This window comes from Streptomyces sp. NPDC002623, assembly GCF_053592635.1.
Genome location: NZ_JBSFWB010000012.1, coordinates 157,202 through 174,366 on the forward strand (window position 1 = coordinate 157,202; position 17,165 = coordinate 174,366).

At 68.7% G+C, this 17,165-nt stretch carries 16 protein-coding genes; 11 read left to right on the forward strand and 5 right to left on the reverse strand.

All coding sequences use genetic code 11. The features are described from left to right. Positions 1-22 precede the first annotated feature (22 nt). Together ACWD4O_RS23175 and ACWD4O_RS23180 are read left to right on the forward strand one after the other, a co-directional pair. The gene (locus tag ACWD4O_RS23175; protein WP_451282396.1) at positions 23-955 is read left to right on the forward strand and encodes an NADP-dependent oxidoreductase; all 933 of its coding nucleotides are present in this window, start codon (positions 23-25) and stop codon (positions 953-955) included. A 187-nt stretch (positions 956-1,142) separates the two neighbouring features. Then, positions 1,143-1,835, forward strand: a complete 693-nt coding sequence (locus ACWD4O_RS23180; RefSeq protein ID WP_451282397.1) for a response regulator — start codon at positions 1,143-1,145, stop codon at positions 1,833-1,835. A 324-nt stretch (positions 1,836-2,159) separates the two neighbouring features. On the opposite strand, the gene ACWD4O_RS23185 is transcribed toward ACWD4O_RS23180, so the two are convergent. Next, positions 2,160-2,954 (reverse strand): alpha/beta fold hydrolase, encoded by a 795-nt coding sequence (locus ACWD4O_RS23185; protein ID WP_451282398.1) that lies wholly within the window; start codon positions 2,952-2,954, stop codon positions 2,160-2,162. Between the two features lie 126 nt (positions 2,955-3,080). On the opposite strand from ACWD4O_RS23185, the gene ACWD4O_RS23190 reads away from it, so the two are divergent. The 7 genes from ACWD4O_RS23190 to ACWD4O_RS23220 all read left to right on the forward strand — a co-directional run bounded on the left by ACWD4O_RS23190 (position 3,081) and on the right by ACWD4O_RS23220 (position 7,333). Next, on the forward strand, positions 3,081-3,680 hold the full coding sequence (locus tag ACWD4O_RS23190; RefSeq protein ID WP_451282400.1) for a TetR/AcrR family transcriptional regulator: 600 nt from the start codon (positions 3,081-3,083) through the stop codon (positions 3,678-3,680). A 233-nt stretch (positions 3,681-3,913) separates the two neighbouring features. Then, entirely contained in the window at positions 3,914-4,513 is a 600-nt protein-coding gene (locus tag ACWD4O_RS23195) for a flavodoxin family protein (RefSeq protein ID WP_451282401.1), read from the forward strand. A gap of 49 nt (positions 4,514-4,562) precedes the next feature. Next, positions 4,563-4,955: a nuclear transport factor 2 family protein gene (locus tag ACWD4O_RS23200; protein ID WP_451282403.1), complete on the forward strand. Its 393-nt coding sequence runs from the start codon at positions 4,563-4,565 to the stop codon at positions 4,953-4,955. Positions 4,956-4,980: 25 nt separating this feature from the next. Next, on the forward strand, positions 4,981-5,679 hold the full coding sequence (locus ACWD4O_RS23205) for a type 1 glutamine amidotransferase domain-containing protein (protein ID WP_451282404.1): 699 nt from the start codon (positions 4,981-4,983) through the stop codon (positions 5,677-5,679). A 154-nt stretch (positions 5,680-5,833) separates the two neighbouring features. Continuing rightward, positions 5,834-6,694, forward strand: a complete 861-nt coding sequence (locus ACWD4O_RS23210; protein ID WP_451282406.1) for a helix-turn-helix domain-containing protein — start codon at positions 5,834-5,836, stop codon at positions 6,692-6,694. Between the two features lie 98 nt (positions 6,695-6,792). After that, a complete protein-coding gene (locus ACWD4O_RS23215) occupies positions 6,793-7,026 on the forward strand; it encodes an alcohol dehydrogenase catalytic domain-containing protein (protein WP_451282407.1) in 234 nt (77 codons plus the stop codon). Positions 7,027-7,156: 130 nt separating this feature from the next. Further along, a complete protein-coding gene (locus ACWD4O_RS23220; protein ID WP_451282409.1) occupies positions 7,157-7,333 on the forward strand; it encodes a hypothetical protein in 177 nt (58 codons plus the stop codon). Positions 7,334-7,445: 112 nt separating this feature from the next. Here the strand turns inward: ACWD4O_RS23220 and ACWD4O_RS23225 are convergent, their stop codons facing one another. From ACWD4O_RS23225 to ACWD4O_RS23240, 4 genes are all read right to left on the reverse strand, one after another. Continuing rightward, complete coding sequence (locus ACWD4O_RS23225) at positions 7,446-8,408, reverse strand: SDR family NAD(P)-dependent oxidoreductase (protein ID WP_451282411.1); 963 nt, start codon at positions 8,406-8,408, stop codon at positions 7,446-7,448. Positions 8,409-8,472: 64 nt separating this feature from the next. Next, positions 8,473-9,645, reverse strand: a complete 1,173-nt coding sequence (locus ACWD4O_RS23230; protein WP_451282412.1) for an MFS transporter — start codon at positions 9,643-9,645, stop codon at positions 8,473-8,475. Positions 9,646-9,756: 111 nt separating this feature from the next. Further along, on the reverse strand, positions 9,757-11,151 hold the full coding sequence (gene zwf, locus ACWD4O_RS23235; RefSeq protein WP_451282414.1) for a glucose-6-phosphate dehydrogenase: 1,395 nt from the start codon (positions 11,149-11,151) through the stop codon (positions 9,757-9,759). A gap of 55 nt (positions 11,152-11,206) precedes the next feature. Next, on the reverse strand, positions 11,207-11,935 hold the full coding sequence (locus ACWD4O_RS23240; RefSeq protein ID WP_451282416.1) for an MFS transporter: 729 nt from the start codon (positions 11,933-11,935) through the stop codon (positions 11,207-11,209). Positions 11,936-12,420: 485 nt separating this feature from the next. Here ACWD4O_RS23240 and ACWD4O_RS23245 point away from each other — a divergent pair, with 485 nt between their 5' ends. Then, positions 12,421-14,433, forward strand: a complete 2,013-nt coding sequence (locus tag ACWD4O_RS23245) for a DHA2 family efflux MFS transporter permease subunit (protein WP_451282418.1) — start codon at positions 12,421-12,423, stop codon at positions 14,431-14,433. A 282-nt stretch (positions 14,434-14,715) separates the two neighbouring features. Then, the gene (locus tag ACWD4O_RS23250; protein ID WP_451282420.1) at positions 14,716-17,010 is read left to right on the forward strand and encodes a LuxR C-terminal-related transcriptional regulator; all 2,295 of its coding nucleotides are present in this window, start codon (positions 14,716-14,718) and stop codon (positions 17,008-17,010) included. Positions 17,011-17,165 lie beyond the last annotated feature (155 nt).

Sequence of the window (17,165 nt, forward strand, 5' to 3'; positions counted from 1 at the left end):
CGGCGAGCAATGGGGTAACGAAATGAAGGCTGTAGGTTTCACGGAATTCGGCGGACCGGAGGTGCTTCAGGTCCTGGATCTGCCTGCACCCGAGGCCGGCCCGGGCGAGATACGTGTCCGAGTGCACGCCGCGACCGTCAACGCAGTCGACGCTCTGCAACGCAGCGGGTCCGCCGGTCGCCCCGACACCCCGCCGCCGTTCGTTCCCGGCATGGAGGCGGCAGGCGTGGTCGACCAAATAGGCCCGGGTACGGACACGGACCTGAAGGTCGGCGACCGCGTGACGGCGATCGTGCTCGCCAGTGGCTCGCGCGGCGCGTACGCCGAGCAGGTCGTGGTCCCGGCTGAGTCGGTCGTCCGCGCTCCTGAGGGCACGACGGACGTGCAGGCCGCATCCCTCCCCATGAACGGTCTCACGGCGCGCTTGGCACTGGACACGCTCGGCCTGGAGCCCGGCCGGACCGTGGCGATCAGTGGAGCGGCCGGAGCGGTGGGCGGCTATGCCGTCCAGCTCGCCAAGACGGAGGGCCTGCGTGTGGTGGCCGACGCCGCAGAGCAGGACGAGGCACTGGTCAAGGAACTGGGTGCCGATGTGGTGCTCCGTCGTGGTGCCGAGTACCCGGACCGGATCCGTGCGGAGATCCCTGACGGGGTCGACGGATTCGTCGACGGTGCCGGGCTCGGCGGTCTCGCCGCCCGGGCGGTCGCCGACGGCGGCCGGGTGGTCTCACTGCGCGGCTTCGACGGCCCCGGCGAGCGCGGTGTCGTCTTCGAGCCGATCGTGGTGTTCCGCTACGCCCGCGAGCGCGCCAAGCTCGACCGGCTCCGGCAGCAGGTGGAGGAGGGCCGCATCACTCTGAGGATCGCCCGGACACTTCCGGCGGAACAGGCCGCCGAGGCGCACCGGCTACTGGCTGCGGGCGGTGTCCGAGGCCGGCTGGTCCTCACGTTCTGAGCATCCCGTCCAGGACAGGCGGACGCATGGGCGTGGCCGCGCGAAACACGGCCCTGTCGGGAGTCCGAGGTCGTCGGTGTGCGAGGGGGCGACCGACCTCTTGGCTCCCCCTCGCTCACCGCCGGTCGTTCACGTCGAATCGGCCGGGGCCTGCCGTGTGTATGACCGCCGCTCAGCAGAGGCAGAGATGACCATCCGCGTGCTGCTCGCCGACGGCCAGGCCCTTGTCCGCGCCGGCATCCGCCTGCTCATCGCATCGGAGACGGACATCGAGGTCGTCGGAGAGGCTGCAACGGGTGACGAGGCGGTCGGACTGGCCCGGAGCACCCGGGCCGACGTCGTACTGATCGACATCCGCATGCCCGGTATGGACGGCCTCGCCGCTACCCGCGTCATCTCGGCGGACAAGGGCCTCTCAGGCGTACGTGTGCTGATGTTGACGGGCCTCGAAGCCGACGAACATGTCTTCCTCGCGCTCCGTGCCGGAGCCGGCGGGTTCCTCGAGAAGGGGGCGGAACTCCCCGACCTCCTCCACGCCATCCGGCTGGTCGCCGCCGGGGAAGCGCTGCTCTCCCCACGGGCGACCAGGGCCCTCATCGCCGGCTGCCTCGCCACACCGGACATGACGAGCACTCCCTCCGCGGAGCTGATGAGCCTGACCGGGCGCGAACGCCAAGTACTTGTCCTGGTGGCCGCCGGTCGCTCCAATGACGCCATAGCCGAAGAGCTGGACGTCTCGCCGTCGACCGCCAAAACCCACGTGAACCGCATCATGGCCAAGCTCGGCGTCAGCGGCCGCGCCCAACTCGTCGCCATCGCCTACCGGTCCGGCCACGTTCACCCCGATCCGATGTTCCGCCCCGGCACGACGAGTTCCTGAGCCATCCGTAGAACGCCCATGCAGGTGCGCGGTCGTAACTCCCCGCCCTGCAACGCCCTTCCGACGGAAGCCGAGCGGCGGCCTCGGACAGGATGTCCGCCGCCCGGTCAGGTGTCGCGCTTTGCGGTCGTCCTCCAGTCGAGTCGGCGCTTGGCTCGTTCCTGGGTGGAACAGCCGAAGATGACGACCTCTCGTCACCCAGTACAGGGCATCGGCCCGGACGAACTCAACAGCCTGCACTGGCGGTTCGAGGCGACGTACCAGGACTGCGCCCTGCGGGGCCCCGCCGCTGCTCGCCGCGTGGCCCCGCAGCGCCACCGCCATTCAGGCGTCGTGCTTGGCGAGGAACTCGGTGATGAGTTGCAGCCACTGGTCAGCCCGTTCCAGCATCGGCAGATGGCCGGTGGCGATCTCCGCGAGCTGGGCGCCGGGGATGGCGTCGGCGAGTTGGCGGTGCAGGGCGGTGGAAGTGAGCCGGTCATCGGTGGTCGAGATGACCAGGGTGGGAACGGCGATGGTGGCGAGGTCGCCCCGGACGTCGACCCGGCCGACAAGGTCGCTCTGCTCGGAGCTGCCGTCGGCCGCGGCGGCAGCCGTGTAGCCGAGCGTCTGCCGCAGTTGCTCAGTTGGCATCGACTCGATCCCATGGGTCCCGAGGGCCACCATGAGCAAGAACTCCGCGAGCAGCTCCCGGTCGCCGGATGCAGCGATCTTGTTCCAGATCGAGGACGCGAGTGCGAGCCGGTTGTCCCGGTGCGCGAAGGCGGCGGTCAGCACGAGCGCGGTGACGCGCTCGGGATAACGGGCGGCAGCACGGACGGCGACCGCGCCACCGAGGGAGAAGCCGGACACGGCGAACCGGTCGAGGCCCTCTGCGTCGGCGGCGGCCACCAGCTGGTCGGCGAGGTCGTCGACCGTCAACGGGGCGGTCGAACGCGGGGTTTCACCGCTGCCGGGATAGTCGATACCGACGACGGTGTGGCCGGCGGCGAGACCTTCCATGACAGGGCCGTAGGTGTTGGCCAGACTGCTGCCCGCGCCATGGGCAAGGAGCAGGCCGGGGCCGGAGCCGAGGCGGGTTCGGGCGAACACGGGCTGGGGCACGGTGTGAGTCGACACGGTCGGCTCTCCTTCAAGGAATCATCCATCGCGTGTGATTACCCATCCTGTTTATCACACAGCATGGATGATTGAGGTCGTGACATAAATCACACGTGGCGTATGATTTCTGGGTAGACTGGTGGCATGAAGCAGCCCCTCCACCGCCGTCGACCGACCCCGGGCAACCCGCGCGTGCAGCGCACCCGCAACCGTGTGCTGGCGGTCGCGCGAGAACTTCTGCCCCAGGTCGGACCGGCCGGGCTGACCTATGCCCTGCTGGCCGAGCGGGCAGACGTCACACGACAAACGCTCTACCGGCACTGGCCCACCCGAGCCGCACTCCTCTTCGACCTCATCCTCGAAGGCCCCGACCTCGGTGACTACCCCGAACCGGGCAGCGACGTGGGTGCCGTCGCCACCGCCTGGCTGAAGAGCCTGCGCGCGGGTGTCAGCGTGCCGGCCGTACGCACCGCGGCCCTGGCCGTCGCCGCCCAGGCCGACCACGACCCGGACAGCGCCCAGGCACTCGCCCGAATCGGCGACGACCGCCACTCGGACTTCAACAAGCTGCTGGAACCTTCGGGCATCCAGGTCGGCGAAGACGAGTTCACTCTGCTCTACGGCCCCGTCCTTGCGCGGCTCTTCCTCGACCGCGGGGAGGTCACCGACGACTTCATCAACGCGGTGGTGGCCAATTGGCGGACCACGATCCAGCCCGCCGACGCACCGGACGGGACCCGGTAGCGTGCAGCTCCCTCCCGAGGAAAGGGCCTTCGAAATGGTCCTGCGGAGCGCTTTCGAAAGATGACCGGAGTATGCGCGCATTTTCCGAGCACCGCTCAATCCCGGGACTCCGAAGGGGAGAATCGCTTACCCGGCGAAGACTAGGGAGGGGACGAATTCTTCCCCCTCACAGCGCGCTCTTTCAGTGCAAAACTCGGTCACACACCGAGAGACATTCAAGGAGCCCGATCACCATGTCCACTTCCGTCGGTCCCACGATCGCCGTGGCCTTTCATTCGGGCTACGGCCACACGGCTGTCATCGCCGAAGCCGTGGCACGTGGCGCGGCTGCAATCGGCGTCGAGGTGACCTTGATCCCCGTGGACACCATCACCGACGAGCAGTGGGGGCAGCTGGACGCGGCTGACGCGATCATCTTCGGTGCCGCCACATACATGGGCACCGCCTCCGCAGCCTTCCACACCTTCGCCGAAGCGAGCAGCAGGCGCTGGTTCTCCCATGCCTGGGCGGACAAGCTGGCCGCGGGCTTCACCAACTCCGGCGCCAAGAGTGGCGACAAGTCCTCCACGCTCGGCTATTTCGCCACCTTGGCGGCCCAGCACGGCATGCACTGGATCAGTCTGGGCCTGATGCCGGGCTGGGATTCCACCACGGGCAGCGAGGACGACATCAACCGGCTGGGCTTCTTCCTGGGCGCCGGCGCGCAGAGCCCGACCGACGCCGGCCCGGAAGCGGTCCACAGGTCGGACATCGCCACCGCTGAGCACCTGGGTGCGCGCGTCGCACGCCAGGCCTCGATCTTCCGCGCCGGGCGGACCGCCCTCGCCGCCTGATCACAGGACCTCCTTTCCCTCTTTCATCCACCCCCCGCAAGGAGCACCCATGTCCGATTCCCCGAGCCTCGCCCTCATCCGCCGGGTCTACGAGTCCCGAATGGCTCCCGAGGTCACCGCGGAGGTGATGGCTCCGGACTTCGTCTGGGACATCACTCCCGGCTTCCCGAACAGCGGCGTCTACCACGGCTGGGACAGCGTGGCCAAGGACTTCTTCGGCAAGCCGATGCCGAACATCGAGACCTTCGGCGCGGTGCCCCAGGAGTTCTACGCGGACGAGGCCGGCCATGTCTTCGTCTACGGGCACTACCACGCCGAGACCACCACGGGACACAAGGCCGACATCCGGTTCATCCACTTCTGGACCGTCCGGGACGGCAAGGTCGTGGAGATGCGTCAGGCCGCCGACAGCCACGTCATCCAGGAAGCCCTCAAGGGCTGACACTCCCACCCATCAGGAGCTCCCCATGGCGAAGATCCTCTTCGTGATCACCGCGTCCGACCACTGGACGCTGGCCGACGGAACCCGGCACGCGGCCGGTTTCTGGGCCGAGGAAGCAATCGGTCCGTACCAGGTCTTCAAGGAGGCCGGTTTCGAGATCGCGGCAGCGACGCCCGGCGGTGTGCCGCCCACGGCGGACGCGCTCAGCCTCACCGCGGAGTTCAACGGCGGCGAGGAAGGCGCCGAGCGCATGCGGACCGCCCTGCGCGAGGCGACCGAACTGGCGAACCCGATGCGCATCGAGGACGTCACCATCGACGACTACGTGGCCGTCTTCTACCCCGGCGGCTGGGGCCCGATGGAAGACCTGCCCGACGATGCAGCTTCCGGCAAGCTGCTCACCGAGTGGCTCGCCTCCGGCAAGCCCGTCTCCCTGGTCTGCCACGGCCCCGCGGCACTGCTGGCCACGATCGGCCCGGACGGGGCCTCCCCGTTCACCGGCTACCGGATGACCGGCCTGTCCAACGCCGAGGAGAAGCAGAACGGCCTCGCCGACCGGGCCAAATGGCTGCTCCAGGACCGCCTCGTGGCCGACCTCAAGGCGGACTACCGCGAGGACCAGCCGTTCACCCCGCACGTCGTGGTGGACCGCACGCTCTACACCGGCCAGAACCCGTACTCGGCCGTCCCGCTGGCCAAGGAACTGCTCAAGGCACTGCGCTGACGACGGAACCGGGTCGGCGGCTCGGTACGCGCCGCCGACCCGGTTCCGTGTGCAGCCGTACAGGCGGAACCGGTACGGTTTTCGTGCGCCGGTAAGCCCAAAAAGGGTGCATTTCACCCCGCGCGACGCCACCATTCTGTGCGAGGCTGCAGACATGCACCGCAACCCTCACCTGAACGAGCTGGGTGAGTTTCTCAAGGCCCGCCGTGCCGAGCTGAGTCCTTCGGATGTCGGCCTGCGCGGTGGTCAACGACGCCGCGTGAGCGGTCTGCGCCGAGAGGAGGTGGCCCTTCTCGCCGCGATCAGCACCGAGTACTACACACGGATCGAGCAGGGCAGGCTCCAGGCATCGACTCCGCTCCTCAACGAGATCGCCCAGGCGCTCCGCCTGAACGACGACCAGCGCACCTACCTCCTCGAACTGGCGGTGAAGGAGAGGGTGCGGTCCACCACGGCAAACGATCGCCAGCAGGTGGACCCGCAGCTGCAGCGCATGCTGGACGACCTCACCGCGACTCCGGCCTTCGTGATCGGCCGACGGACCGACATCCTGGGCTGGAACAGTCTCGCCGCCGCCCTGTGGACCGACTTCGCGCGTTACCCGACGCAGGAGCGGGTGTTCGTCCGGCTGCTGTTCACGGAGCCCTGGATGCGCACGCTGTACGTCGACTGGGAGGAGGTCACCCGCCTCGCCATCGCCCAGTTGCGCATGGAGAGCGCGCGTTACCCCGACGACCAGCGCCTCACCGCCCTGGTCGAGGAGCTCTCCGCCCGTGACGGCCAGTTCCGGCAGTGGTGGACCGAGCACGACGTGGCCCTGCGGGGCAAAGGCATCAAGAAGCTCCGCCACCCGGTGGTGGGAGAGCTGACACTCGACTGGAACACACTCACCTGCGGCACGGATCCCGACCAGCACATCATCGTGTGGAACGCCGAACCCGGCACCCCCTCCCACGACAGGCTGCGCCTTCTCGCTTCCCGTGCCATAGGGCGGACCAGTTCGTCCCCCCTATGACCGCATTTCCGCCAAGAACCTTCCCTTTTTCCGTGCGCGGGGTAGACGGAAGGCCGGACACCTCAACGACCGCATGCCGAGCAATTGAGGTGCTTCGAATGAAGGCTGTAGGTTTCACGGAATTCGGCGGGCCCGGCATGGAGGCCGCAGGCGTCGTGGACCAGACAGGCGCGGGTACGGACACGGACCGGAGCCTCGGCGACCATGTGATGGCGATCGTGCTCGCCGACGGCTCCCGCGGCACCTACGCCGAGCAGGTCGTGCTCCCGGCGGAATCGGTCGTCCGTACTCCCACGGTTCGAGCGATGTGCAGGCGGCGTCGCTGCCGATGAACGGCCTGACCGCGCGCCCGGCTCTGGACACGCTCGGTCTGGAGCCCGGCCAGACCGTCGCGATCACCGGAGCTGCCGGCGCGGTGGGCGGCACGCGGTCCAGCTGGCCAAGGCGGACGGGCTGCGGGTAGTGGCCGACGCCGTCGTGTTCCGCTACGCCCGGGAGCACGCCAAGCTCGACCGGCTGCGGCAGCAGGTGGAGGAAGGCAGCATCGCCCTCCGGGTCGCCAGGACGTTTCCCGCGGAGCAGGCACGCCGAAGCACTCCGGCCTCTCGCCGCAGGCGGTGTACGGGGGCCTGGTCCTGACGTTCTGAACAACGTCACGCATGGGCTCCCGGGCGGCGGCCCTCAATCCCACCCCGTGCTGCGACCGGACGTCGTACGACGTCCGGCCTCGCTCGCGCGCTCCGGAGACTCACTACGCGGCGAACGCGTTCACGCCAGTCAGCTGCGCCGACAGCTCCCACAGACGTGCCGCCTGTTCGGGGTCTGTCGCCCAGTCCTTCACACCGCGCATCTCACCGTCGGCGGGAGCAGGCTCGGCGACATCGCAGTCCTCGAGGTAGAGACCACCCAGGTCGGCCAGTTGGGGTGAGGCAGCCGCCCAGACCTGCGTGGCCGCGCCCTGCGGCGGGCTCTTGAAGAACTCGGGGTTGCGCAGGTTGCCGTCCTCGTCGAACCAGCCGAACTCCACCTTCTCCTCCTCGGCCACGTGCCGCAGGAGCGGCGTGATGATGACGCCGGGATGCACGGCGAAGGCTCGGACGCCGGACTCCTTGGCCAGCCTGTCGAGATGCACTGCGAAGAGCGCGTTCGCGGTCTTGGCCTGCCCGTACGCCTGCCACTTGTCGTAACCCCGCTCCCACTGGACGTCTTCCCAGCGAATGCCGGACATGTGGTGGCCGCCGGAGGACACGGACACGACCCGTGCACCACCAGGTGCCAGAGCCGGCCACAGACGGTTGACAAGGGCGAAGTGGCCTAGGTGGTTGATCGCGAACTGCGCCTCCCAACCGGGCCCGACCCGCGTTTCGGGGCAGGCCATGATCCCGGCACTGTCGATGACCAGGTCGACCGTCCGGCCCGAGGCGAGAAACCGCTCCGCGAAACCGCGCACGCTCTCCAGGTCGCCGAGGTCCAGTTCGCCCACCTCGATGTCGTCGACCCCGCCCAGGGCCTCCCGCGCATCGTCCGGCCTACGGGCAGGGACGACGACATGGGCGCCGGCCCGAGTGAGCGCGCGGGTGGTCTCCACGCCGATGCCTGAGTAGCCGCCGGTGACGATCGCCAGCTTGCCGCTCAGGTCGACGCCCTGGAGGACGTCGTCGGCGGTGCTCGTGGCGTCGTAACCGGAGCCGATCTTGTGCTGTGCAGTGCTCATGTTCCATTGCTCCAAACCAGGGCAGGGGAGAAATATCTTGACCAGTGGGGCTCTGTGGATCAGTTCAGCGGCTTTGCTCGTTGAGGAGCGGTCCGCGGCGGCCGAGCGCCCACACGAGGAGCGCGACGCAGGCGAGGCCGGCGCCGGTCAGGGTGACGGCCTTCCAGCCGCCGACGGTCCACAGGACGGAGGCGGCCGCGGAGCCGACCGCGCCGCCGAGGAAGTTGCAGGTGACGAAGGCCGTGTTGAGGCGGCTCCGGGCCTGCGGCGCGACCGCGAACAGCCGAGTCTGATTGAGGATGTTCACGCCCTGTACGGCGATGTCGAGCAGCACGACGACCACGACGATCCCTGCGACGGAACGGTCGGTGAAGGCTGCGACGATGAACGAGATCACGATCGCGGCCCACCCCCATCCGGACGCCGGCACGGACCGGCCACGGTCGTGGAACCGCCCCGCACGCCGGGCGGCCAGCGCTCCGGCCAGGCCGATGAGGCCGAACAGGCCGATGGCGGAGACCGAATAGGAGAACGGCTGCGCGCTGAGCAGGAAGGTCAGTGCGGTCCAGAACATGGTGAAGACGCCGAAGGCCGTTCCGCCGAGGAAGAGGGTCCAGCGCACCGCGCGCTCCTGCCGGATCACCTGCCAGACAGAGGTCAGCAACTGCGGGTAGGGCAGGTGGACCTTCGGGGCGAGTGAAGGGATCGCACGGCGAAGAAGCAACGCGAAGGCAGCGGAGACCGCTGCCGCAGCGAAGTAGACGGCGCGCCAACCGGCTGCATCCGCGATGAGTCCGCTGACGGTACGGGAGGTGAGGATGCCGATGAGCAGCCCGGAGACCACCGTTCCCACCAAGCGCCCACGGTCGGTGTCGTCGGCGAGGTCGCCTGCGAGCGGGGTGAGCAACTGGCCGCTGACGGTGGTCAGACCCAGAAGGGTCGTCGCGACCAGGAGCGAGCCGATGGACGGAGCGAGTGCGCAGGCGATGAGGGCGAGGGCTGAGCAGAGCATCATCCCGGGGATGAACCGGCGCCGGTCGAGGACATCGCCGAGCGGCACCAGCAGCAGGGCACCGGCCGCGTAACCGATCTGTGTGGCTGTCACGAGCCAACCTGCCGAAGCGGTGGAGGCGTGCAGGTCGCGGCCGATGAAGTCGAGCAGCGGCTGTGCCCAGTAGAGGTTGGCGACCGCGGTGCCGCCGGCGATCGCGAACAGCAGTGTCAGGCCGCGGCTCATTGTTTTCCTGTCCGCTGCGGCGGGGGCGCTCGCGGTGGGCGGCGTGGGAGTGTCGGGGGTAGCCATGGGTGGTGTCCAGTCGAGTACGGGGCAGGCCGGGCCAGGCCTGGGCTAGGCCTGTTCCAGGGGCAGCCAGCGGCCGTCGGTGGCCAGGTGGTCGGCTTCCACGGGACCCCAGCTGCCGACGTCGTAGTGGTGGGGCGCGCCGGGCAGGTCGAGGACGGGGCCGACGATGCGCCAGAGCTCCTCGACCATGTCCATGGTGGTGAAGCGGCGCGGGTCGCCGGTGATCGCGTCGGCCAGTACATGGGTGTACGCGACGGAGTTGCTTCCGGTCAGGTGGGCGAAGTCGAGCGTCGCGGATACCTGGTCGACCTCGCCGGCCTCTCCCTCGTGCTGGGCGAGCAGATCGAAGGTGACGCCCGCGCGAGGGCTGATGCGGAAACGCAGCAGGTTCGCAGGAGCCTGCTGAGCGCCGGCAGTGCGGTAAAGGCCCGCGACGGGTCGGTGTAGTTCGACGACGATCTCGATGGCGGTGGCAGCCATGGCCTTGCCCGCCCGGATCGTGAAGGGGACCCTGGCCCAGCGATCGAGGTTCACCCAGGTGCGCAGGGCGCAGTAGGTGTCGGTGGTCGATCCCGCCTTGACGCCCTCGACGTCGAGGTAGCCGTCGTACTGACCGCGTACGTAATTCTCGGGCCGGACGGTACGGACCGCGCGGAGGGCACGGATGCGTTCGTCGAGGACATCGGGGGCCGAGCCGGTGTGCGGCGCGTCCATGACGAAGTAGGCGAGCATCTGCAGCAGGTGGTTCTGGACCACGTCGCGCAGACAGCCCGTCGCGTCGTAGAAGCCGCCGCGGTCGGCCACGTCGAAGTCCTCGGCCATGGTGATCTGGACGCTGCGTACGAAGCGGCGGTCCAGTACGGCGTTGATGGTGGTGTTGCCGAAGCGGAAGGCCAGCAGGTCCTCGATGACGTCCTTGGCGAGGAAGTGGTCGACGCGGCGCAGTCGTTCCTCGGGAAAGTGCCGGGTCAGTTCGCTCTGCAGGGCGCGGGCGGAGCGCAGGTCGTGGCCGAAGGGCTTCTCGACGACGAGCCGGGCGTTGGCGGCCAGACCGGCTTCGGCCAGTCGCTGGGCGATGACGGGGTAGGTGGACGGCGGCAGGGCGACGCAGTGCGTCAGGAAGCCGTGCGAGCGGACCCGGTCGGCGAGTGCGGTGAAGGTCGCGGGGTCGTCGTAGTCGACGCGGGCATAGCTCAGCAGCGCGGCGAACTTGTCGAACACTCCCTCATCCAGCGGGACTTCCGCGACGCTCAGCACCTCGCGAGCATGCCGGCGCACCTGTTCGTCATCCCAGTCGCTGCGGCCGACGCCGATGACGGGCACGTCGAGGAAGCCCTGGCGGGTCAGGTGGTACAAGGCAGGCAGCAGCATCTTCTTGGCGAGGTCGCCGGTGACGCCGAAGAGGACGAGGGCATCCGCGCGGGGGGTCTGGGTGGTCATGATCGCTCCTGGAACGTGGGGGTCACGAGCGCGATCCGCGGTGGTCGTGTGCGCGTCACCTGACGCCGCGCACGCCCGCGAGTGCGGCAATGGCGAGGGCCGAGCAAACGGCGCCGACCACGACCAACGGCGGATAGCTGTCGTCGGCTCCGACGATGAGAAGACGCCGGAGAACATCAGGAACCGACTGACGAAGGCCCAGGCGTAGGCGGGGTGGCGGCGCGGGTTCACGTAGAAGCTGGAGAAGAACCCGCGGGCCGAGGGGCGGGAGGGCGGTCTTGTCGGCGGGCGCATCGGGGACGACGGCGACAAGCAAAGCCGCACCTGCCACGCCGATGAGGCCGGGGACGAGCAGCATCAGTGCGGGGCTGAAGTCCAGCAGGCTGACCAACAGGGTTGCGGCGACCATCCCGACGGGCATGGCGGGGCCCATCAAGCCGCTGACCCGGCCCCGCATCCCTGGTTCGATCGGGCCGATCACCAGCCATGTCCGGCGTTTCCCGAAGCGCAGGGTGGTGCGGTCGGACAGGGCGCCCCGGAGCGGGGAGGCGATCGCGGCGGCGAAGGCGCCGACGGACAGCACCGTGCTCAACGTGGAGACCCGCTGACCCTCACCGACGACGTCACGCACCCGCAGCGCCTTGCTGACCGTGGGCGGGGACATCACCGCGATGTAGTCGCCGTAGTACGCGGCGACCAGTGCGAGGGGAAGCAGTGCGCCGGCCCGTGCCGTGTCTGCGGGAGGACTTACGGCGCTACGCGCCGGGGGTGTGGCTCTGGCCATCCGTGACTCGCTTCCTTCGGCCCGAGACTCGACAGAGCGGACGTTCGCGGACGTTCACAGCAGCCCACGCGACGAACATCCAGGGGTCGTGACAACGCGCCGTCCGGCTGCCGGCGCGCGTCAGGTCTGTGTATCCATTTCCGCAGTCTGCGTCGACAATAAATTCCCCCTTACGGAGAAGAAAGTAAAGAGGACGTTTTCCCTCCCTGGTACGAGTTATCCAGGGGATGGATCCCTCCCCCCATACAGCAATGCACATGTTCCTGCCCGGCAGCTATCGTCAGTGGCGCGACCTGCCCGGACCAGAGGAATCGGCAGAGGGAATTCCTGCTGATGATTCAGCGCACGAGGGCGCTCCGAAAAGGGAGAGGCCCACCCGGGAAAGTGTGACGGGCCGAGGTGCCGTACGGAATTGCCCCATATTCGAATTCCGACGTAATGCCGCGCTGACAAGGTCACGAAGGACTCGACTTCAGGAGGCGGCAATGGCCCAGGACGTGGGCGAACAGGCAGTGGACCCGCAGCCTGCGGCGAAGCACCGGCACAGGGTGCGGGTGTCCATCGGCGCGCTGCTGCTCGGCATGCTCATCTCGGCACTCGACCAGACCATCGTCTCCACCGCGCTGCCGACCATCGTCAGTGACCTCGGCGGGATGAGCCACCTGTCCTGGGTCGTCACCGCCTACCTGCTCGCCTCGACCGCGGCGACGCCGCTGTGGGGCAAGCTGGGCGACCAGTACGGCCGCAAGAAGCTCTTCCAGGCCGCGATCGTGATCTTCCTGATCGGATCAGCGCTGTGCGGTCTGGCACAGGACATGTCCCAGCTGATCGCCTTCCGCGCGGTGCAGGGCCTTGGCGGCGGTGGCCTGATGGTTCTGTCGATGGCCATCGTGGGCGACATCGTGCCGCCCCGGGACCGGGGCCGCTACCAGGGCCTGTTCGGTGCCGTCTTCGGCGCGACCAGCGTCCTCGGGCCGCTGCTCGGCGGACTGTTCGTGGACCGTCTGAGCTGGCGCTGGGTCTTCTACATCAACCTGCCGGTCGGCGCCGTCGCCCTCGTGGTGATCGCCGCCGCGCTACGGATCCCGGGCCGGGCCGAGAAACACCGGATCGACTATCTCGGCACGCTCCTGATCGCGGCCGTCGCCACCTGTCTGATCCTTGTGACCTCGCTCGGCGGCAGGACCTGGGGATGGACGTCGGCCCCGCTGACCGGGACCGCGGTCCTGGGCGCCGTACTGCTCGTGTGGTTCCTGTTCGTCGAGCGCAGGGCCGCCGAGCCGGTGCTTCCGCTGAAGCTGTTCCGGATCCGTACGTTCGCGCTCTCCTCGGCCATCAGCTTCGTGATCGGCTTCGCGATGTTCGGCGCGATGACCTACCTGCCGACATTCCTCCAAGTCGTGCGAGTTGTGACACCCACCATGTCCGGCGTGCACATGCTGCCGATGGTCCTCGGGCTGCTGCTGACGTCCACGTTGTCGGGCCAGGTCGTCTCCCGTACCGGACGCTGGAAGATCTTCCCGGTGCTCGGCACCGCTGTCACCGCCGCGGGACTGTTGCTTCTGCACCGGCTCACGGAGTCCTCCGGCGACCTCGAGATGAGCCTGTACTTCTTCGTCTTCGGCTTCGGGCTCGGCCTGGTCATGCAGGTGCTCGTCCTGATCGTGCAGAACGCGGTGTCGTACGAGGACCTGGGCGTTGCCACCTCGGGGGTCACGTTCTTCCGGTCGATCGGCTCCGCGTTCGGGGTCGCCGTCTTCGGCACGCTCTTCACCAGCCGCCTCGACGACAAGCTACGCGGAGCCTTCACGGGCCCCACGCAGTCGCAGTCCGCCGCCGCGCTCGAAGCCGACCCCCGTGCCATGGACCGACTCCCGCCCGAGCTGCGCCCGCCTGCGCTGCACGCCTACGCCACCTCGATCACCGACGTGTTCCTCTACGCGGCCCCGATCGTCCTGCTCGCCTTCGCGTTGGCCTGGCTGCTCAAGGAGGACAGGCTGCGCGGTTCGGTCACCGCGCCCGACATGGCGCAGACCCTCAGCGCCCACCCCGTGCACCGCACCTCTCGCGAGGAGGTGCAGCGGGCCCTGTCCGTGCTCGGGTCGCGGGAGGGACGGCGCGGCATCTACGAGCGGATTACGGCCAAGGCCGGATACGACCTGCTGCCCGCCTCCAGCTGGCTGCTGCTGCGGGCGCTGCGACCGGAAAGGTCGCTGTCGCCGACGCGGCTCGCCGAGTACAGCCAGGTGCCGCTGCCAGTGATCGAGGCTGCCCTGCAGCAGATCGAGCAGGAGCAGCTGGCCGTCCGCGAGGACATGGAACTGCTCCTCACCGATGCCGGGCGCGAGGCCGCGGCAAAGCTGTCGGCGGCACGCGACGACGCCTTCGCCGAACTGCTCGGCGACTGGTGGGGGCCCGACCGATCGACGGACCTGGTCGAACTGGTCGAGGACCTGACGTCACAGCTGCCGGGCTCGAACAGCGGGCGGGTGGGCTGACCCGCCGGGTCAGCCCAGCTGTGAGGGGGAGGAAATCTTCCCCTCCCTATCGTCCTCCGGGTAGGCAATCCTCCCGTTCGGGGCCGCCGGAGAAACGCGCTCGTGACCATTGCCCTTCGTCTGCAAAGCGACGGGCTACAGCCACCGTGTACGGCCGCACGACCGGTCTCGGCCCCCCATGCGCTCGCAACGAAGCAGGCTGCCGGTGCCCAGGGGCGCCCGTGAAGTTCCAGGACGACTGCGAGCCGTTGGAACTCGACAACGAGCTGACGGAAGGGCGCCTTGACCGTTTACACCTCTCGAACCGGGAACCTGCCCTCCCTTACCGCCCTCACCCCTCTCGTGGGCAGGCGGCGCGACATTGCCGAGATCCGCAACCGCCTTGATGCAGTGCGTCTGCTGACGCTGACCGGACCGGGCGGGGTGGGCAAGACACGACTGGCTCTGGAGAGTGCAGGCACGCTCCGGGAGCGTTTTCCGGACGGCGTATGGCTGGTGGATCTGGCTCCGGTGCAGGATCCCTCGGCCGTGGCGAGCGCGGCAGCAGCCGCTCTGCACGCTCCCGATCCCGGCACCAGGTCGGCTGTCGCTCAGCTCGCCCAACATCTCGCTCGGCGCCGCGCGCTGATCGTGCTGGACAATTGCGAGCACCAGGCCGACGCCTGCGCCGGGCTGATCCAGGCGCTCCTCCCGGCGGCGCCCGAGCTGCGCATTCTGGCCACGAGCCGCCACACGCTGCACATCCCCGGCGAGCACGTCCTGACCGTCATGCCCCTGCCTGTGCGCGACGCCGTGGAACTACTGAGAGTGCGCGCCACTGCCGTACAGGCGGGCCGTCGCATCTCCGAGGCGCATCTCGAGGCCGCCAAGCGGCTCTGTGCGGAGCTGGACGGACTGCCGCTGGCGATCGAACTGGCCGCGTCCCGTCTGCGGACACTTACCCCGCAGCAGGTGTTGGACACCCTGGAGGACCGGTCCGGACCATCCGCCGGCGTCGACCGGACCGCGATGCCGCGCCAGCGCACCCTGCGGGCGGCGATCGAGTACAGCTACGAGCTATGCGATCCGGCCGAGCAGTTGCTGTGGAATCGGGCGTCGGTGTTCGCGGGCAGCTTCAGTCTGGACGCGGCCGAAGCCATATGCTCAGGCAACGGCATTGCCCGACCGAATGTGCTGGATCTGATGGATCGGCTGGTGGCCCAGTCCGTCGTGCTGATGTGCCGGCCTGACGGCCGGCCTCGGTACCACATGCTGGAGACCATCCGTGAGTACGGGCGGGAACGACTGGCCGAGTCCGGCGAGCAACAGCACCTGGTGCGTCGGCACCGGGACTTCTACCTCGGTCTCGCCCAAGACGTCGACGCCGAATGGCACAGCCCTCGGCAGGTCGAGAACCTGGCCCGGCTGAGGACCGAGCACGGCAACCTCCTGGCCGCACTCGCCCGGAGCGATGACCCGCATACCGCCTTGGCGCTGACCGCCGCGCTGCGTTATCACTGGTGCGTCGGCGGATTTCTCGGTGAGGGCCGTCGCTGGTTCGACCGCACGCTGGCGAAAGCCCCCGATCCCACACCCCTGCGGGCCGAAGCCCTGCTGGCCGCTACGTGGGTGGCACTGCTCCAGGGCGACTCGGCAGCGGCTGACCGGTGGCTGACCGAGGCGGACGTGCTTTCCCAGCAGTTGAGCCTCTCGGCGGCACGGGCGCACGTCCAGGTCTTCCGTGGTCTCCTGGCCGTCGCTCGGGGGCAACTGGAGGACGCCAGGGATCTGCTCGCGGCGGCAGCGGCCCGTACGTCCCCGGACGAGAGCTCTGATGCGATCTTCCCGCTGTTCCAGTTGACCCTCGTGCAGACCGGTCTCGGCGATCCCCGTGCGGCGGAGACCGGGAGACGTGCACTTGCCCTCGCTGAGGCCTGCGGCGACAAGTGGGGGCGGGCACACGTGCTGTGGGCGCTGGGCTACGACGCTTTGAAGCATGGCGATCCAGCAGCGTCGAAGGCTTGCACTCGGGCCGCGCTCGAACTCAAGCAGGGCTTCAACGACCACATCGGCGTGATGTTCAAGGTGGAGCTGCTGGCCTGGGCCACGGTCGCCGGCGGTCAGCCGAGCGACCGCGCATCCCACCATCGGGCCGCACAACTCCTGGGCGCGGCGCACGCTCTGCTGCGGGACATCGGCACCGACATCTCCGCGTTCGGCCCCCACATTGCCGAGGAGCACGCCAGGTGCGAGCGGACAGTCGTACGCGCCCTGGGATCCGCGGCGTACCGAAAGGCACTGGCTGAGGGAGACCGGCGGGGAACTCCCGCTCAGGCAATTCACTACGCGCTGAGCACCGGCAGCGAACCCGTCGTTCCCACCGCCGCGTCTCGGGCCCCGGATACGCTCACCGGGCGTGAGCAGGAGGTGGCGGCCCTGCTGGCCCAGAGCATGAGCAATCGACAGATCGCTTCACTGCTCGGATGCTCCATGCGCACGATCGACAACCACGTCCGGAAGATTCTGGCCAAGCTCGGCTTCGGCTGCCGGACCCAGGTAGCGACCTGGTGGACGACAAACCAGGCCGTTGACTCGTAGACCGCCGAGCAGACCATGTGCCGACCTGGACACCGTACTGAACTATTATGGTGTTTTGTCACTCTATGGAACCGATCCACGACAGTGCAGGCCTGGCTCTCGGGACGTCGAGATCATCCAAGGTGATCGCTACGCCCCCGTGTCGGACCGGGGGG

Coding starts and splice junctions, on each gene's coding strand:
- ACWD4O_RS23195 (WP_451282401.1), top strand. CDS start 3,914: ATGTCCACTTCCGTCGGTCCCACGATCGCCGTGGCCTTTCATTCGGGC.
- ACWD4O_RS23240 (WP_451282416.1), bottom strand. CDS start 11,935: ATGGCCAGAGCCACACCCCCGGCGCGTAGCGCCGTAAGTCCTCCCGCA.
- ACWD4O_RS23245 (WP_451282418.1), top strand. CDS start 12,421: ATGGCCCAGGACGTGGGCGAACAGGCAGTGGACCCGCAGCCTGCGGCG.
- zwf (WP_451282414.1), bottom strand. CDS start 11,151: ATGACCACCCAGACCCCCCGCGCGGATGCCCTCGTCCTCTTCGGCGTC.
- ACWD4O_RS23210 (WP_451282406.1), top strand. CDS start 5,834: ATGCACCGCAACCCTCACCTGAACGAGCTGGGTGAGTTTCTCAAGGCC.
- ACWD4O_RS23215 (WP_451282407.1), top strand. CDS start 6,793: ATGAAGGCTGTAGGTTTCACGGAATTCGGCGGGCCCGGCATGGAGGCC.
- ACWD4O_RS23205 (WP_451282404.1), top strand. CDS start 4,981: ATGGCGAAGATCCTCTTCGTGATCACCGCGTCCGACCACTGGACGCTG.
- ACWD4O_RS23225 (WP_451282411.1), bottom strand. CDS start 8,408: ATGAGCACTGCACAGCACAAGATCGGCTCCGGTTACGACGCCACGAGC.
- ACWD4O_RS23180 (WP_451282397.1), top strand. CDS start 1,143: ATGACCATCCGCGTGCTGCTCGCCGACGGCCAGGCCCTTGTCCGCGCC.
- ACWD4O_RS23200 (WP_451282403.1), top strand. CDS start 4,563: ATGTCCGATTCCCCGAGCCTCGCCCTCATCCGCCGGGTCTACGAGTCC.
- ACWD4O_RS23190 (WP_451282400.1), top strand. CDS start 3,081: ATGAAGCAGCCCCTCCACCGCCGTCGACCGACCCCGGGCAACCCGCGC.
- ACWD4O_RS23230 (WP_451282412.1), bottom strand. CDS start 9,645: ATGAGCCGCGGCCTGACACTGCTGTTCGCGATCGCCGGCGGCACCGCG.
- ACWD4O_RS23175 (WP_451282396.1), top strand. CDS start 23: ATGAAGGCTGTAGGTTTCACGGAATTCGGCGGACCGGAGGTGCTTCAG.